Here is a 14,189-nt window from a genome sequence, read left to right as displayed (position 1 = left end):
TGCCCCCACGGCGAGCGACGCATCGTCATCCAGGGGTTCAGCTTAGAAGGATTGCCGGTGGACCGCCATTCCCGTCACGCCGGCGCGCCCGGCTGGCGCAGGGGATGGGCCCGGGCGAAGGCGTCCTGGGCGAGGCAATCCTCGGCGATCCGGCGGACCGTCGGGAAGGGGCCCGTGTCGACGCCGAAGATGCCGGTGCCGACCCAGAGGCTGACTAGGCAGAGATCGGCGTGGCTCACCGCGTCGCCCTGCGCGTAGCGCCCGGTCCCAGGCTCCTGGGTGAGGCGCGTCTCCAGGGTCTTCAGGCCGGTCGCCATCCAGTGGCGCACGAAGTCGAGCATGCGCTCGCGCGGCAGGTCGTAGCGTTCCATCAGGAAGTTGCGCACCCGCGGCACGTAGAGCGGATGGGTGTCGCAGGCGACCACCTGGGCCAGGGAACGGGCGCGGGCCCGCGCGCGGGGCTCGCCCGGCAGCAGCGGGGTGGCCGGATGGATGTCTTCGAGATAGTCGAGGATGGCGAGCGACTGGATCAGCGGCGGCCCGTCGCCGTCGAAGAGCGCCGGCACCGCCCCCTGCGGATTGATCGCCAGGAAGTCCGGCTTGAACTGCTCGCCGGCATCGAGGTCCAGGAAGACCTCCTCGTAGGCGATGCCCTTGAGGTTGAGGGCGACCCGGACCCGGAACGCCGCGGCCGAGCGCCAATTGCCGTACATCTTCATGCGCGCAACGTTTCCTCTTGGCGGAATCTTATCCGTCTCTTATCGCCCCGGACCACACCCGACATCGCGTCCGCCCGCAAGCCCGTTCTGCCGGCGAATGGCCATCGCGGGCACGATTTGGCAGCGCCGTGATCCTCGCGCATAGGAGAAGGCGAGGTGTCCATCCTCGGCCGATGAGTGACGCGATGCAGATCGAAACGCCCTACCTGATGTTCCTCGGCGACGTGCCCGATCGTCTCGCCGCCAAGACCGCCTACGGCATCAAGGACTGGCGTCCCGAATGGTGCGTCGGCCAGCTGCGCCTGCCCGGCTGCGCCGCCGACCTCGGGATCCCGGACCTCACCCTGGTCGAGGCCGTGGCGAAGGGCTGCCGCACGATGGTGATCGGCGTGGCCAATGCGGGCGGCGTCCTCCCCGAGCACTGGGTCGCCGAGGTGGTGGCGGCCCTGGAGGCCGGGCTCGACATCGCCAGCGGGCTGCATGCCCGTCTCGGGGCGGTGCCGGCCATCGCCGAGGCCGCCGAGCGCCACGGGCGGCAGCTGCACGACGTGCGCCACACCTCCGAGACCTTCGCCACCGGGAAGGGCACCAAGCGGCCCGGCCGACGCCTGCTCAGCGTCGGCACCGACTGCTCGGTGGGCAAGAAGTACACCGTGCTCGCCCTGGAGCGCGGCATGCGCGAGCGCGGCCTCGACGCGGATTTCCGCGCCACCGGCCAGACCGGCGTCTTCATCTCGGGGCGCGGCGTCGCCATCGATGCGGTGGTGGCCGACTTCATCTCCGGCGCCGTCGAGTGGATCGCCCCCGCCGCCGCGCCGGACCACTGGGACCTGCTCGAAGGGCAGGGCTCGCTATTCCACCCCTCCTTCGCCGGCGTGAGCCTCGGGCTGCTGCACGGGGCGCAGGCCGATGCCTTCGTGGTCTGCCACGAGCCGACCCGCACGACGATGCGCGGCGTCGAGCACTCGCTTCCGACGATCCGGCAGGTCATCGATCTCACCGTCCAGCTCGGCCGTCTGACCAACCCGGACATCCGTCCGGTGGGCATCGCCGTCAACACGCAGGACCTGGCGGAGGGGGCGGCCCGCACGCTGCTCGCCGACCTCGCCCGGGACCACGACCTGCCGGCCACCGACCCGGTCCGCTTCGGCGTCGAGGCCATCGTCGACCGGATCGTGTCCGAGTTTCCCCCCGCCGCCACGGGGGCGAGCGCGTGACCCGGCACCTCGACGTCGCGGTCGAGTCGTTCCCGATCGCCGGGGCCTTCACCATCGCGCGGGGCAGCCGCACCGAGGCGGTGGTGGTGGTCGCCACCGTCTCCGACGGGGAGGGCCGGGCCGGCCGCGGCGAGTGCGTGCCCTATGCCCGCTACGGCGAGACCGTGGAGAGCGTCGTCGCGCTGATCCGGGACCACGCCGAGGCGATCGCCATGGGGGCGACCCGGGCGGACCTGCAGGTCGGCATGAAGCCGGGGGCCGCCCGCAACGCCCTCGATTGCGCCCTGTTCGACCTGGAGGCCAAGCAGCTCGGGCGCCCCGCCTTCGCGATCGCCGGCCTGTCGGCACCGCAGGTCGCCACCACCGCCTACACCCTGAGCCTCGGGGACCCGGAGAGCATGGAGGCGGCGGCCCGCCAGGCCGCGCACCGGCCCCTGCTCAAGGTAAAGCTCGGCGGCGTCGGCGACCCGGAGCGCATCGCCGCCGTGCGGCGCGGCGCACCGGATGCGCGCCTCATCGTCGATGCCAACGAGGCGTGGCGCCCCGAGACGATCGAGGCCAACCTCGCGGCCTGCGTCGCGGCGGGCGTCGGCCTGATCGAGCAGCCGCTGCCCGCCGGCGAGGACGCGCTCCTCGCCGAGATCGCCCGGCCGATCCCGATCTGCGCCGACGAGAGCCTGCACGACCGGGCCGGCCTCGACGCCCTCAGCCAGCGCTACGATGCCATCAACATCAAGCTCGACAAGGCCGGCGGCCTCACCGAGGCGGTGATGCTGGCCCACGAGGCGCGGGCGCGGGGCTTCTCGCTGATGATCGGCTGCATGGTCGGCACCTCCCTGGCCATGGCGCCCGCCATGCTGCTCGCCCACCACGCGGACTACGTCGACCTCGACGGCCCGCTGCTCCTGGCCCGGGACCGGGAGCCGGGCCTGCGCTTCGAGGGCAGCCTGATCCATCCGCCCGAACCAGACCTGTGGGGGTGAAGGCGGCGCGTCTCCCCGCGAACGGCCCGCGCACTCGGCGGGCCGATCACCCCTTCACGACGGCGCGCAGGAGATAGACCAGCGCCGTGAAGGTCACGAGGCTGGCGGCGTAGAAGGCGACGAACCAGAGCAGCCGGCGGCCCTTGGCCCCGGAGGATCGTCCGCTCAATGCCCGTAGCCCCCGGATGCGATGTCCTCCGCCACCTTCCCGCGGAAGACCCAGTAGGCGTAGCCGGTATAGGCCAGGGTCAGCGGCATCACCACGGCGTAGCCGACGAGGGCGAATTGCAGGGCGCTGACCGCGTTGGCCGCCTGCCAGATCGTGTAGTGCGGCGGCACGATGTAGGGGAACAGGCTGATGGCGAGGCCGAGGAAGCCGAGCAGGAACAGCGCGATGGTGAGGAGGAACGGCGCCACGTGGCGGCCGTCGCGGATGCCCTGGAAGATGCCCCAGGCCACCAGGGCCGTCACCACCGGAACGGGCGCCACGTAGAGGATGTTCGGCCAGGAGATCCAGCGCCACTGGATGTCGAGGCCGAGGAACGGCACCCAGGCGCTCACCACCGCCATCGACACGATGGTGGCGGCCAGGAACTGCAGGCTCTTGCGCCGGGCCCAGATCTCGAGCTCGCCCGAGGTCTTCATCACGCACCAGGTCGCGCCGAGGAGGCCGTAGCCGCAGACGAGGCCGATGCCGGTGAGCACGCTGAAGGGGGTGAGCCAGTCCAGGGTGCCGCCGGCGAAGCCGCGGCCCTCGACCTTGAAGCCCTGGACGAAGGCACCGAGCACCATGCCCTGCGCGAAGGTCGCCAGCAGCGAACCGTAGTGGAAGGCGTTGTCCCAGATGAACTGCGAGCGGTCCGCCTTGAACCGGAATTCGAAGGCGACGCCGCGGAAGATCAGGGCGATCAGCATCAGGATGATCGGAATGTAGAGCGCCGGCAGGAGGATGGCGTAGGCGACGCTGAACACCGCGAACAGGCCCCCGCCGCCGAGCACCAGCCAGGTCTCGTTGCCGTCCCAGATCGGGGCGACCGAGAGCATCATCCGGTCGCGCCAATTGCCCTTCCGCGCCGCCGTGAACAGGATGCCGACCCCGAGGTCGAAGCCGTCGATGACGACGTACATCGCCACCGCGAGCGCCAGCAGGCCCGCCCAGACCACGGGCAGCCAGAAGGCGGCGCCCTCGTATTCCATCCCGTAGCCGAACATCCGCTGGATCCCTCGCCGCGTCGCGAACCATCTACCCCCTTACGGGGGCCCGCGTTCCCCGCGTTGGGCCAGCGTAGCGCGATCCGCGTGGGTTTGCGCGCCCCGCCACGGGACTTTTCTGTCGCTGTCCGAGAGGGTGTCGCGGGAGACGGGCGAGGCGGTGAAGGCCCGCCGCCCGATCTCCGCGGCGCCCTCGCGCAGGGCGGCATCGCGCAGGGGCGCGGGCAGCGCGTCCCAGGCCGCCGCCGCCGCATCGGCCACCGCCGGTGGCGCGGGCGCGCGCTCGCCCTGGCGCTGAAGCGCCAGCCAGGACAGGACGCCGATCACGAGACCGGCACGGATGAGGAAGGACATGGGTCTCGTCCCGGACGCGCCCCGGCCGGCGCGCGAACACCGTCGGACGCGACCGGTAAAGACCCCCTGACGCGCCGCCCGCAAAGCGCCGGAATGGTGAACACAAGCTTATCCCGATGTCCTTCGAGGCTTTTTCGTGTCGTGGCCCGAAAAGGTCTTTCGGAGGGACCGGTCATGGTTACGTCCCGGAAAGCATGCGGAGACAATCGGACTGTCTAGCGCAAGACTCGCTTAAGTCGGCTCTGCGAAGTTGCCCTCAGTCGAGTTTTCGTCGAGCCAAGGGGCGTCGGGGATGGCCGTCGGGCCCTATCCGCGCTGTGCGTGTCGGTATTGCGTATCTACGGTGCCCTGGCTTCCCTCATCGATGTCCGCCTCGCGGGGCTCGTCCATGAGTCGGTGAAAGAGGATGGCGGCGTGCGCTTCCGGCACGAGCGCTTCCTGGTCTCCCGCCTTGCCACCGGCCTGATGATGATGCTGGGCCTGCCGCCCTACCTCGTGCTGCGCGGCGTGCCCACCGGCGTCGAGGCCCTGGCCATCGCCAGCCTGATGCTGCCGGTCTTCGCCGCCGTCCTCCTGTCCCGCACCGGCATCCTCTGGCTCGCCCACGCCATCTCCTCGGCGGGCCTGACCGGCGTGGTGGTCTGCCTCGCCATGATGACGGGGGGCGCCAATTCCGCCGCCGCGATCTGGCTGGTGGCGATCCCCCTCGAAGCCGTGGTCTCGGGCTCGCGGCGCGCCACCCTGGCGGCCGCCATCATCGCGGCCCTGGGAGCCCTCGCGGTGGCCCTGCTGCCGCCCCTCGCCGAGGGCACCCCGCTGCCCGAGTGGTCGCGCGCCCTGGCGATGCCGGTCTTCGCCATCACGGCGATCGGGCACATCGCGGCCCAGGCCCTCGAACATTTCCGCCACGAGGGCCGCTGGCTCGCCCGCCTGCGCGACAACGAGCGCCGCGACCGCATGCTGCTCTCGGCCATCGACGACCTCGTGACCTGGCACGACCCCAACGGCCGCGTCCTCGAGGCCAGCGCCTCGGCCACCCGCTTCCTCGGGGCCGAACCGGCCTCCCTGCACGGCCACGGCCTGCTGGAGCGCGTCCATGTGGGCGACCGCCCCCTGCTGCTGCAGGCGCTGAGCGACGTCGCCGCCCATGGCCGCCCGGCCCGGGTCCAGTTCCGCCTGCACCTCGACAGCGCCGCGGCCCGCGCCGAGACCGCGCCGCAGGTGATCTTCGCCGAGATGCGCATTCACCGGATCGACGCCCAGACGGCGGAGACGGTCTCGCCCGGCCGCCCGCGATCCAGCGTCGTCGCGGTGACCCGCGACGTCACCGAGCACCGCCGCCATGCCGAGGAGCTGGAGCAGGCCCGCGCCGAAGCCGAGCGGGCGGACGAGGTCAAGAGCCGCTTCCTGGCCAATGTCAGCCACGAGCTGCGCACGCCGCTCAACGCCATCATCGGCTTCTCCGAGGTACTCTCGGGGGAGGGCGGGATGGCGACCGATCCGGAGCGCACCCGGGAATATGCCGGCATCATCCGGAATTCCGGCCAGCACCTGCTGGAAGTCGTCAACACGCTCCTCGACATGTCGCGGATCCAGAGCGGCCATTTCGACTACGCCCCGGAGCCCTTCGACCTCTCGGCCCTGATCCAGACCTGCTGCAACCTGATGCAGCTCAAGTTCGACCAGGCCGGCATCGCCCTGGTGCGCGACGCAAGCGTCGCGCCGGTGGAGATCACCGCCGACCTGCGCGCCTGCCGCCAGATGGTCATCAACCTCCTGTCGAACGCGGTGAAGTTCACCCCGCGGGGCGGGCGGGTGGAGGTCGGCCTGCGCGGTTCGGCCAAGCACCTCGACCTCATCGTCGCCGATACCGGCATCGGCATCAGCGAGGCCGACCTGCCCCGCGTCGGCAGCCCGTTCTACCAGTGCGCCGGCGGCTACGAGCGCACCCACGAGGGTACCGGCCTCGGCCTCTCGGTGGTGCAGGGCCTCGTCGGCTTGCACGGGGGGGCCATCACCATCGAGAGCACCCGGAGCGAGGGCACCACGATCATCGTCACCCTGCCGCGCGCCTGCCGGGTCGGCACCGGCGCCGTCCCGGCGGCCCCGATCCGCACCCGCCTGCGCCCGTCGGTTTCGGGCGGCAGCCTCGTCGGTGCCGTGAACGACGGTCCCGTGCCGATGCGCCGGCCCATGGGCCTGTTCGAATCGAGCCCCGAGACGGTGCGCGAGAGCTACGTTCCGCTGCGGCGCGCCGGATGAGTGCGCCGCGATCCTGCCGGCACCGGATCGTCCGGGCCCCGCTTCGCGCGGGGCCCGGACACCGTTGCGATCAGCCCTGAGGAGATCGAATGCGCGAGCCGCAAGCACGCCGCGACCAGCGAGAGATCGTCGTTCCGTCCCGTGGCCGCGAGGCCCGGCCCGCTGCCCGGCGACGGCCGGCCCCCGGCCGCTTCGCCGGGCTCGGCGGCTTGGCGGGGTTCGGGGCGCTGGCGGGAGGCGCGGGCCGCGCCGTCCTGCGCCATCCCGGCGAGGCCCTCGGGGTCGCCGTCGTCCTCGGCGCCGTGTCGATGATCTGCCTGAACGCGCTCGGCTACCAGATGGGCCGCCATCCCGCGCCGATCTTCCCCAAGCTCCCCGCCAAGCCGGCCCTCGCCCGGGCGGCCGAGGTCCCGAAGCCCGCGGCCCCCGTGGTCGCGAAGGCGGAGGCGGGCAAATCCGACCCGTCCGGTAAACCCGAGGTGTCCAGCAAGCCCGAGTCCTCGAAGGTGGAGCCGTCCCGGGCCGAGGCGGCGCGCGCGCCGCGGGACGGCATCGGCGAGATCATCCGGGCCGGCGAGCCGGCGGGGGCGGAGACCACCGCCTCGGTGGCGACCCTCGGCGGCCTCTCCATCGCCCAGGCCCAGCGCGCCCTGGTCAAGCTCGGCTACGGGCCGCTGAAGGCCGACGGCCTGATGGGCGCCAGCACCCGGGCGGCGATCGAGAAATTCGAGCGGGACCGCAAGCTTCCGGTGAAGGGCGAGCCCTCGCCGCGGACCTTCCGCGAGCTCGCCACCCGGGCGGGCGCCGCCCGGGGCTGATCCGGCGGGGCGGCGTGCTATAGACCGGCACATGGCACGCCTGCGCTCGGATTTCTGGGTTTCCGCCCATCTTCGCCGCCTCGACATCGAGGGCATCGCCGCGGTGCAGCGCCGCCGCGGTTCCCCCGAGGCGGGGGCGATCTTCGTGAAGGTGGATCGCCTCGACGGCCGGGCCGATCTCTACGGCCCGGCCCCGCAATCCCTCGTGGACACCGAGTCCCACGGCGACCGCCGCTTCGTGGCCCTGCTCAGCGAGGCCCCGCCCGCCGACGTGGAGGTGCGCCTCGGCAAGGAGCTGCGCTTCGACGACGATCTCTGGATCGTCGAGATCGACGATCGCGCCGGACGCCACCGCCTCGATCTCGCCGAATAGGCGGCGTCCCGCGCGGGCTTCGCGGGGCCGGATCAGGTCGCCTGGCGCTGCCGGCTGGGCAGGGGCGTGCGCAGGGGCGGGCGCTCGCTGGCCGTGGCCTGCGCCCGGGGGCGCTGGGCGTCCGGGGCATGGTAGGGCTGGTGACCCGCCTGCGAGGCCCGCTCCGGCGGGGTCCAGGCCAGGATCGCGGCCAGGAGGTCGCGCGCGGCGACCCGCGGGAGGGTCCGGAACAGCTTGACCAGGCTGAACACGCGGTCGACCGACTGCGCCACGGTCTCGTTCAGGGTGAGGTAGATGTAGACCGCCTCCTCCTCGTGCAGGCCGGCGGCGCGCAGGGCGACCGTCAGCAGCTCGTAGCGCAGCGAGGGATCGGGGGTGGTGGCGAGGAAGCCCTTGGGCAGGCCCAGCATCTCGGTGAGGGCGGCCACGAACCCGGCCACGTCGCCCCGGGCGGAGAAGCCGGTGAGCACGGCGCCGGCCTCGCGCGGTGCCGGCGGATTCGGCCGCAGGGCCGCCGTCGCCATCATCGCGTGGCCGATCGCCTCGCGGCGGGTCTCGTCCGCCAGCAGGAACAGCGGCGCCACGTCGGCATGGGCGAGGTCGTGGCGGGCGAGGAGCGTCCGGCCGAGGTCCGGCTGCTTGCGCGCGCGGGCGACGAGGCGGGCCAGCAACTCGCCCTGAAGGGTGGCGGCCGGATTGGCGGCCAGCGCCCGGTCGATGCCGGGATTCTCGCGGCCGATCAGGTCCAGGATGGTGGCGCGGCTGAGATCGTGCCGGCTGGCGATGGCGGGGCCGAGATCGGCGTCCTCGGCGAGGGCGGCCTGGATCATCGCCTGCGTGAGGATGGGAGCCTGGGCGAGGACGGCGTCCCGGGCGCCGCCGCCACGCTCCACCAGGGCGGCGAGGAGGGCGGGCGGCGTGTCGGGAAAGGGCGCGAGCTTGCGGGCGACGATCTCGGCGGTCTCGGCGTCGACGATCGGGATCAGTCCTCCGGCCAGGGAGGCGAAGGCCGCCACGGTCTTCCGGTCCCGGACCGTGGCCGAGAGAAAGTGATCCGTCTGCACCCGAAGGATGACGGGTTTCAGATCGAGGCTGTCGAGACGCGACAACTCGATCAGGCCGGAGAGGTCCGGCGCATCGTCGAAAGATGGGGACATGGCACTTCGGTTACGCAGAACTCGCTGATCGAGAGGATTAGCGGAATTGCGTGAACCGACCTTTAAGGACGGTCGCTTGGGACCGTCCCTGCATGCGCCATGCTGGCCCCGAGCCCGGCGGCGCGACCGGGGTCGCCGTCAGCCGGCGCGGCGGGGCTGGGTGTCGCCGGCCTTCGGCGGGGGAAACACCACCGGGGTCGGCGACTTGGCGGAGAGCGGACCCGAGGCCGCGGCCGGGGACGGGCCGACCGAGGTGGAACCCGACGCGGGGTGCGCGGCCGCGGCCGCCATCCCGGCGGCCACCGGCGCCGTCTCCTTGGCGGCGGACGGGAACAGCACCGTCGCGGGCTTGGGTTCGGCCGCACCATCCGCCTTCGGCGAGGCCACCGGCATCGGCTTCGGCGAGGACGCCGCCGGAGCGGCCGGCATCGGGGCCGCGAGGACGCCCTCGGGGGCCGTTGCGTCCTCGTCGTGCGGCGCCTCGGGGCCGGCGATCAGCTCGGTCGGCGTCTTCCAGACGAAGGCGTCCAGGCGGCCGCTCACCGGCGAAACGGGCGCCCAGGTCTCGGACGCGACGCCGTCGGCGATCCAGAGCGGATCGCGCGGGGCGTGCGCGGCGCGGGAGAGCCATTCGCGGGTCCGGCCCGAACCGGCGCCGTGCTCGGCCTCCTCGATGCGGGCCATGGTCAGGCAGGCGCGGACCGTGGGCCGGTCGGCGAGGAGGGGCGACAGGGCTTCGCGGGCCTGGCCGAACTCGCGGGCCTCGTAGGCCGCCTGCGCCATGGCGAGGCGGGCCTCCGGGTGCCAGGACGAGATCTTGGCCAGGGTCTCGGCGCGGGCCATGCGGTCGCGCACGGAATCGCCGGTGCGCAGGTTCAGGTAGGTCTTGGCGAGGTCCGGGTGCGGCCCGGCGCGCCAGGCGGCCTCGATGATCTTGGCGCCCTTCCGCAGGTCGCCCCGGCGCACCATCAGGCGCGCGGCGAGCACCGCGGCCGGGACGAGGTCGGGGGCGAGCTTGACCGCCTTGAGCACGCGCTCGGTGGCGGCCTCCGGTTCGCCGGCCTCGCGCTCCTGCGCGGCGGCGGTGAGCAGGACGGCGCGCTGGCGCCGGGCGGTCGACTTGTCGATGAGGCCCAGGGAGGCACGGCGCTCCACGGTCTCGTTGGCCCCGCTCCAGTCGCCGTCGGCGCATTGCGCCTCCAGGACGGCCTCGTTGGCCCAGGTGACGCTGGGGGCCAGGCGGGCGGCTTCGGCGGCGTAGGCGCGGGCGGAGGCGTCGTCCTCGCGGCGGCGGGCCTCGACGAACAGGCCGCGCAGGCCGAGCACGCGGGTCTCGGGGTCGTTGACCATGCGCTGGAAGGCCTGCTCGGCGGCCTCGCGGTCGCCGGAGATCTGGGCGGCCTGGGCCTTGAGCAGCAGCGTCAACGGCTCGGCGCCGAGCAGGCGCTCGGCGTCGTTGGCGTGGCGGCGGGCGGCGAGGGGATCGCCCGACCCGACGGCGACCATGCCGCGGGACAGGGCCGAGAAGCCCTTGGCCCGGCGCCGGTCGCGCGAGCCGCGCACCAGCGTCTCCGGCAAGGTGATGAAGCCCCGCACGATGGCCCAGATGAAGCCGATCAGGATGGCGGCGATCAGGACGCCGATCAGCCCGATGGCGAGGCTGGTGGCCACCTCGTAGCCGTTCCACACGATGGTGACGGTGCCGGGATGGTCGGCGACCCAGGTCGCGCCATAGGCGGCAACCGCGAGAAGGGCCAGGAAGGCGAGGGCGCGCCACATGGGATCAGAAACTCCTGGGAGTGGCGTCGGCCGGTCCGGCGACACCGAGAGTCGGGGGCGGGAGCGTTGGGCGCTCCCGCGCGAAATCCGGGTGGCCGCGCATCCCGCCGGAGGACAGGGCGCGCGGCCGCGCGCTCAACGGGAGGCGCCGGTTGCGGGCAGGCCCTTGAAGGCGTCGGCGAGCAGGCCCTGGGCCGCGTCGGCGGCGGCGACGCGCGAGGCCAGCTTGGTCCCGAAATCGCCGGCCTCGGCCCGGTCCGCCTCGGGCAGCGCCGCGAAGGCCTCGGCGGCCTCCTTGATCGCGCCGCGGTCGAGGGCGTCCTGCACCTTCGGGGCGGTGTCGGGGGCCGCCGCGCCGGGGGTGCCGCCGGCGGCCGGGGTCTCGACGCGCCGGACCTGGACGATCGACTCGGCCATGCTCATCAGCTTGGTCCCGATGTCGCCGGTCTCGGCCACGGCCTTGGTCTGGGCCGCCCGGCGCTTCGCCGCGATTCGCTCGGCGACGGGGCGGAACTCGGCCGCGAGCGAGCGGGCGGTCGGGGCCCCCTTGTCGGCGAAGGCCGCCACCGCCGTGAGGCGGGCCGGGTCGCCCGGCTCCAGCCCGCGCAGGGCCGAGAGGGCATCCGCGTAGGGGGCGCCGGTGTTGAGGGCGGTGACGATCCGGTCGGCCGACACGACGCGCAGGGCGGCCTGCAGGGTCGCGGTCTCGGCCCGCTCTGAGACGGCCTTGTCGAGGCCGGCGATCTTGTCGGCCTGGGCCTGGAGCTGGCGCTCCACCGCCTTGGCCGCCTCGGCCGCCTGGGTCTTGTTCGCGTCGACGACCTTCTCGCTCGCCTGGGTCGCGGCCTGGACCGCCTCGGTGGCGGCCTGGACGCGAGCCTCCAGCGACTGCTGCAGGGCGGCCACCTTCTGGCTCAGCGCCTGGGCGGCCTCGGCATTGGCCTTGGTCTTGGCCTCGACGTCGCCCTGGAGGGCGGCGAGCTTCGGGGCGAGATCGGGCTGCGCGGCGGGCTTCGGCGCGGACTCGACCTTGCTCTCGATGGCCTTCAGGCGCTGTTCCAGCGCGGCGAACTGCGGTCCCGCGGATTGGGTCACCGCCATCCGGGCGTCGCCGCCCTGGTCGCGGCCCGGTTCTTCCTGGAGCGCCGAGACGCGCTGGTCCAGGGCGTCGAGGCGGGCGACGAGATCGGCCGGCACGGCGGCCGGGGCCGCCGCCGCAGCGGGCGCTCCCTCGGCCTGAGCCGGCGCACCGCCCTGGGCCGCGATCGCCTTCTCGAGGGCCTGGCGCGCCGTCGACACCGCCTCCGGAACGGCCTTGAGGGCGGCCTCGTTCGCGGTGATCCGCTTGTCCAGGCCGGCCACCGCATCCTTCGGGGCGAGGGCGGCGATCCGCTGGTCGAGGGCGGTGATGCGGGCATCCTCGCCCGGGGCCATCAGGCCGCTGCGCGCGACGCCGAACAGGAGGCCGGCCCCCACCACGCCGCCGAGGAGGCCGGCGGTGACGAGGGAGCCGAAGCCGGCCCCGGACGAAGCGGCCGGGGCAGCCGCGGCGGCTGGGGTGATGCGGGGCGTCGTCGGACCACCCGCCTTCGGGAGCTCCGAAGCGGTTTTGGAATCGGACGTCTTGCTATCAGAGGTCTTGCCGTCGGCCGGCTTGCTCGCCATTCCCGCGGCAGCACCGGCAGCACCGGCAGGCTTCGCCGGTGGCACGGGGTCCGGCATGCGCTTGGCCTTCAGGTCGATGATCGGGCCATCGGTCACGGACTGGCCAGGACGCGCGCCGGGCTGCGGTCCCGCGAATCCGCCGGAGCGGGGCGACTCGGATTTCCCGGCGTCGGCCTTCGGTGACTCGGCCTTCGAAGCATCGGTTCTGGCAGCGTCAGCCTTCGACGCATCGGGCCTGAGGGCCTCCGGCTTCGGCGCATCGGCCTTGATCGTCTCGGTCTTCGCGGCGCCGACAGCGAGCGGATCGGGGCGGGTCAGGTCCGGCTTGGAGGCATCCGGCTTCACGGCGTCGGCTCTGAGAGCATCGGATTTGACGGTGTCGGCTTTGCCAGCGTCGGGCGTGAGGATCGCGGCCTTGGCGGCTTCCGTCTTCACGGCGTCCGTCTTCGTGCCTTCCGTGACCGGCTCTGCCTTTGCCGGCTCACCTTTCCCCGGCTCACTCTTGCCGAACGTACCCGGCGTGCCGCCGGGCTGACCCGGCTTGGCCGAGGCCTCGACCTTCGGCGGAAGGGAGCCGCCCGGCGTGGCGGGCTTGCCGGGCTCGGCCGGCCGGTTGCCGGTGGGAGAACCCGGGCGGTTGGGGTCGCTGTTGGGTGGTTTCACGGTTCAAGGCTCCCTTCCCGTCTCCCGCCGCCCGACCCGTTCGGCGCATCCGGCGCCCGGTGGGTCGAGGCTGGCGGCGCAGCTTCTTGCGCTCGTCCTAGCACCAGGGCCGCCGCCGGAGCGAGGCCCTTATCGAAATCCTGTTGGCCCGGGGGCCGGCAATCCCGCGAGGAGCGCGTCCTCCCCGGGGCGGTCGGGCACGAAATGGACCGCGACCCCGGCGGTGACCAGGGGCGCGGCGACATCCGCCGACAAGCAGTAATGCGTCAGGTCTCCGAAGGCTCCGCCGAGCCCGGCCGCCGTGGCGAGATCGTGTGCCGCCTGCGCGCTGCGCCGGGAGTAGTGGAGCGCCCCGTCGAGGCGCCGGCCTGCGAGGGCGTCCGCCACCGCATCGGGCAGCCGCGCCACCCCCCGCGCGGCGTAGAGTTCGCATACCGCGAGGCGGTATCCGGCCGCGATCAGGGAGGCGGCGGGCTCGGCCTTGCGCTCGGCCCCCGCTGCGTGGACGAGGTGCGCGCCCAAGGGCAGGGAGGCCCGGACCAGCCGGGCCAGGGCCCGCGCGTCGCCCTCCGCCTCGCGGACGTCCGCGAAGCCCAGCTCCCGCGCGAGGGCGGCGGTCCGGGCTCCCACCGCGAAGGTCGGGACCGCGCGGAGGCGCGCGCGCTCCGCCGGCGTCAGCGCCGCCGCCGCGTTGGCGCTCGTGAGGATCAGCCCGGCGAAGGTCTCCTCCGGCAGGCGGAATCCCGTCGGTGCGACGGTGAGGACCGGGGCGAGGAGGGGCCGGTGTCCCAGGGCGGCGAGGCGCGCGCCCGTCCGCGCCGCCCCCGGTTCCGGCCGCGCCACCCAGATCCGCATCCCGCTTCGCGCTCCCAGAACCCCGCGCCCATCCATGCCGGTCTCGCCGCCGCTGGCAACCCGTCGTTGCCGCCGGAGGAGGCGGACGATAGGGTGCGGCGCATCCCCCGGGCCACCCCGCACCCCTCCGAC

Annotated in this window: 13 protein-coding genes; 5 read left to right on the top strand and 8 right to left on the bottom strand. The window is 73.4% G+C overall.

Going from position 1 to position 14,189, the window contains the following annotated elements:
- Nucleotides 1-74 precede the first annotated feature (74 nt).
- Complete coding sequence (gene maiA, locus AC6EUL_RS10430; protein ID WP_056217001.1) at nt 75-719, bottom strand: maleylacetoacetate isomerase; 645 nt, start codon at nt 717-719, stop codon at nt 75-77.
- A gap of 185 nt (nt 720-904) precedes the next feature.
- Here maiA and dgcN point away from each other — a divergent pair, with 185 nt between their 5' ends.
- Both dgcN and dgcA read left to right on the top strand, forming a co-directional pair.
- Nucleotides 905-1,936, top strand: a complete 1,032-nt coding sequence (gene dgcN, locus AC6EUL_RS10425; RefSeq protein ID WP_056269808.1) for an N-acetyltransferase DgcN — start codon at nt 905-907, stop codon at nt 1,934-1,936.
- A complete protein-coding gene (dgcA, locus tag AC6EUL_RS10420; RefSeq protein ID WP_056350463.1) occupies nt 1,933-2,919 on the top strand; it encodes an N-acetyl-D-Glu racemase DgcA in 987 nt (328 codons plus the stop codon). The genes dgcN and dgcA overlap by 4 nt, the downstream gene beginning before the upstream one ends.
- Nucleotides 2,920-2,965: 46 nt before the next feature.
- Here the strand turns inward: dgcA and AC6EUL_RS10415 are convergent, their stop codons facing one another.
- The 3 genes from AC6EUL_RS10415 to AC6EUL_RS10405 are packed head-to-tail and all read right to left on the bottom strand — an operon-like array spanning nt 2,966 to nt 4,485.
- A complete protein-coding gene (locus AC6EUL_RS10415) occupies nt 2,966-3,088 on the bottom strand; it encodes a hypothetical protein (protein WP_274534737.1) in 123 nt (40 codons plus the stop codon).
- Nucleotides 3,085-4,131: a cytochrome d ubiquinol oxidase subunit II gene (cydB, locus tag AC6EUL_RS10410; protein ID WP_056217013.1), complete on the bottom strand. Its 1,047-nt coding sequence runs from the start codon at nt 4,129-4,131 to the stop codon at nt 3,085-3,087. The genes AC6EUL_RS10415 and cydB overlap by 4 nt, the downstream gene beginning before the upstream one ends.
- Nucleotides 4,132-4,170: 39 nt before the next feature.
- Nucleotides 4,171-4,485, bottom strand: coding sequence for a hypothetical protein (locus tag AC6EUL_RS10405; protein ID WP_056217016.1), 315 nt, complete (start codon nt 4,483-4,485; stop codon nt 4,171-4,173).
- 321 nt (nt 4,486-4,806) lie between these two features.
- Between AC6EUL_RS10405 and AC6EUL_RS10400 the strand changes: the two genes are divergently transcribed.
- From AC6EUL_RS10400 to AC6EUL_RS10390, 3 genes are all read left to right on the top strand, one after another.
- The gene (locus AC6EUL_RS10400; RefSeq protein WP_056382480.1) at nt 4,807-6,747 is read left to right on the top strand and encodes a sensor histidine kinase; all 1,941 of its coding nucleotides are present in this window, start codon (nt 4,807-4,809) and stop codon (nt 6,745-6,747) included.
- Between the two features lie 89 nt (nt 6,748-6,836).
- Complete coding sequence (locus AC6EUL_RS10395; protein WP_499870029.1) at nt 6,837-7,565, top strand: peptidoglycan-binding domain-containing protein; 729 nt, start codon at nt 6,837-6,839, stop codon at nt 7,563-7,565.
- 31 nt (nt 7,566-7,596) lie between these two features.
- The gene (locus tag AC6EUL_RS10390) at nt 7,597-7,938 is read left to right on the top strand and encodes a DUF1491 family protein (RefSeq protein ID WP_056350455.1); all 342 of its coding nucleotides are present in this window, start codon (nt 7,597-7,599) and stop codon (nt 7,936-7,938) included.
- Nucleotides 7,939-7,970: 32 nt separating this feature from the next.
- Here AC6EUL_RS10390 and AC6EUL_RS10385 read toward each other — a convergent pair whose 3' ends face one another.
- The 4 genes from AC6EUL_RS10385 to AC6EUL_RS10370 all read right to left on the bottom strand — a co-directional run bounded on the left by AC6EUL_RS10385 (nt 7,971) and on the right by AC6EUL_RS10370 (nt 14,057).
- Nucleotides 7,971-9,095 (bottom strand): DUF2336 domain-containing protein, encoded by a 1,125-nt coding sequence (locus AC6EUL_RS10385; protein WP_056350453.1) that lies wholly within the window; start codon nt 9,093-9,095, stop codon nt 7,971-7,973.
- A 138-nt stretch (nt 9,096-9,233) separates the two neighbouring features.
- Nucleotides 9,234-10,874 carry a heme biosynthesis protein HemY gene (locus AC6EUL_RS10380; protein WP_499870028.1) on the bottom strand — a complete coding sequence of 547 codons (1,641 nt, stop codon included), beginning with the start codon at nt 10,872-10,874 and terminating at the stop codon, nt 9,234-9,236.
- 135 nt (nt 10,875-11,009) lie between these two features.
- Entirely contained in the window at nt 11,010-13,202 is a 2,193-nt protein-coding gene (locus AC6EUL_RS10375; protein WP_499870027.1) for a translation initiation factor 2, read from the bottom strand.
- 129 nt (nt 13,203-13,331) lie between these two features.
- Nucleotides 13,332-14,057, bottom strand: coding sequence for a uroporphyrinogen-III synthase (locus tag AC6EUL_RS10370; RefSeq protein ID WP_499870026.1), 726 nt, complete (start codon nt 14,055-14,057; stop codon nt 13,332-13,334).
- Nucleotides 14,058-14,189: the final 132 nt, after the last annotated feature.

This window comes from Methylobacterium sp. 001424705, from assembly GCF_059816145.1.
Note: the sequence above shows the minus strand (reverse complement) of the source record. Positions and strands in the feature narration are given on the sequence as shown.

What these genes read in the sequence shown, in the direction of transcription:
- maiA (WP_056217001.1), bottom strand. Translation starts at nt 719, where the DNA reads ATGAAGATGTACGGCAATTGGCGCTCGGCCGCGGCGTTCCGGGTCCGG.
- AC6EUL_RS10405 (WP_056217016.1), bottom strand. Translation starts at nt 4,485, where the DNA reads ATGTCCTTCCTCATCCGTGCCGGTCTCGTGATCGGCGTCCTGTCCTGG.
- AC6EUL_RS10380 (WP_499870028.1), bottom strand. Translation starts at nt 10,874, where the DNA reads ATGTGGCGCGCCCTCGCCTTCCTGGCCCTTCTCGCGGTTGCCGCCTAT.
- AC6EUL_RS10395 (WP_499870029.1), top strand. Translation starts at nt 6,837, where the DNA reads ATGCGCGAGCCGCAAGCACGCCGCGACCAGCGAGAGATCGTCGTTCCG.
- cydB (WP_056217013.1), bottom strand. Translation starts at nt 4,131, where the DNA reads ATGTTCGGCTACGGGATGGAATACGAGGGCGCCGCCTTCTGGCTGCCC.
- AC6EUL_RS10390 (WP_056350455.1), top strand. Translation starts at nt 7,597, where the DNA reads ATGGCACGCCTGCGCTCGGATTTCTGGGTTTCCGCCCATCTTCGCCGC.
- dgcN (WP_056269808.1), top strand. Translation starts at nt 905, where the DNA reads ATGCAGATCGAAACGCCCTACCTGATGTTCCTCGGCGACGTGCCCGAT.
- AC6EUL_RS10370 (WP_499870026.1), bottom strand. Translation starts at nt 14,057, where the DNA reads ATGCGGATCTGGGTGGCGCGGCCGGAACCGGGGGCGGCGCGGACGGGC.
- AC6EUL_RS10385 (WP_056350453.1), bottom strand. Translation starts at nt 9,095, where the DNA reads ATGTCCCCATCTTTCGACGATGCGCCGGACCTCTCCGGCCTGATCGAG.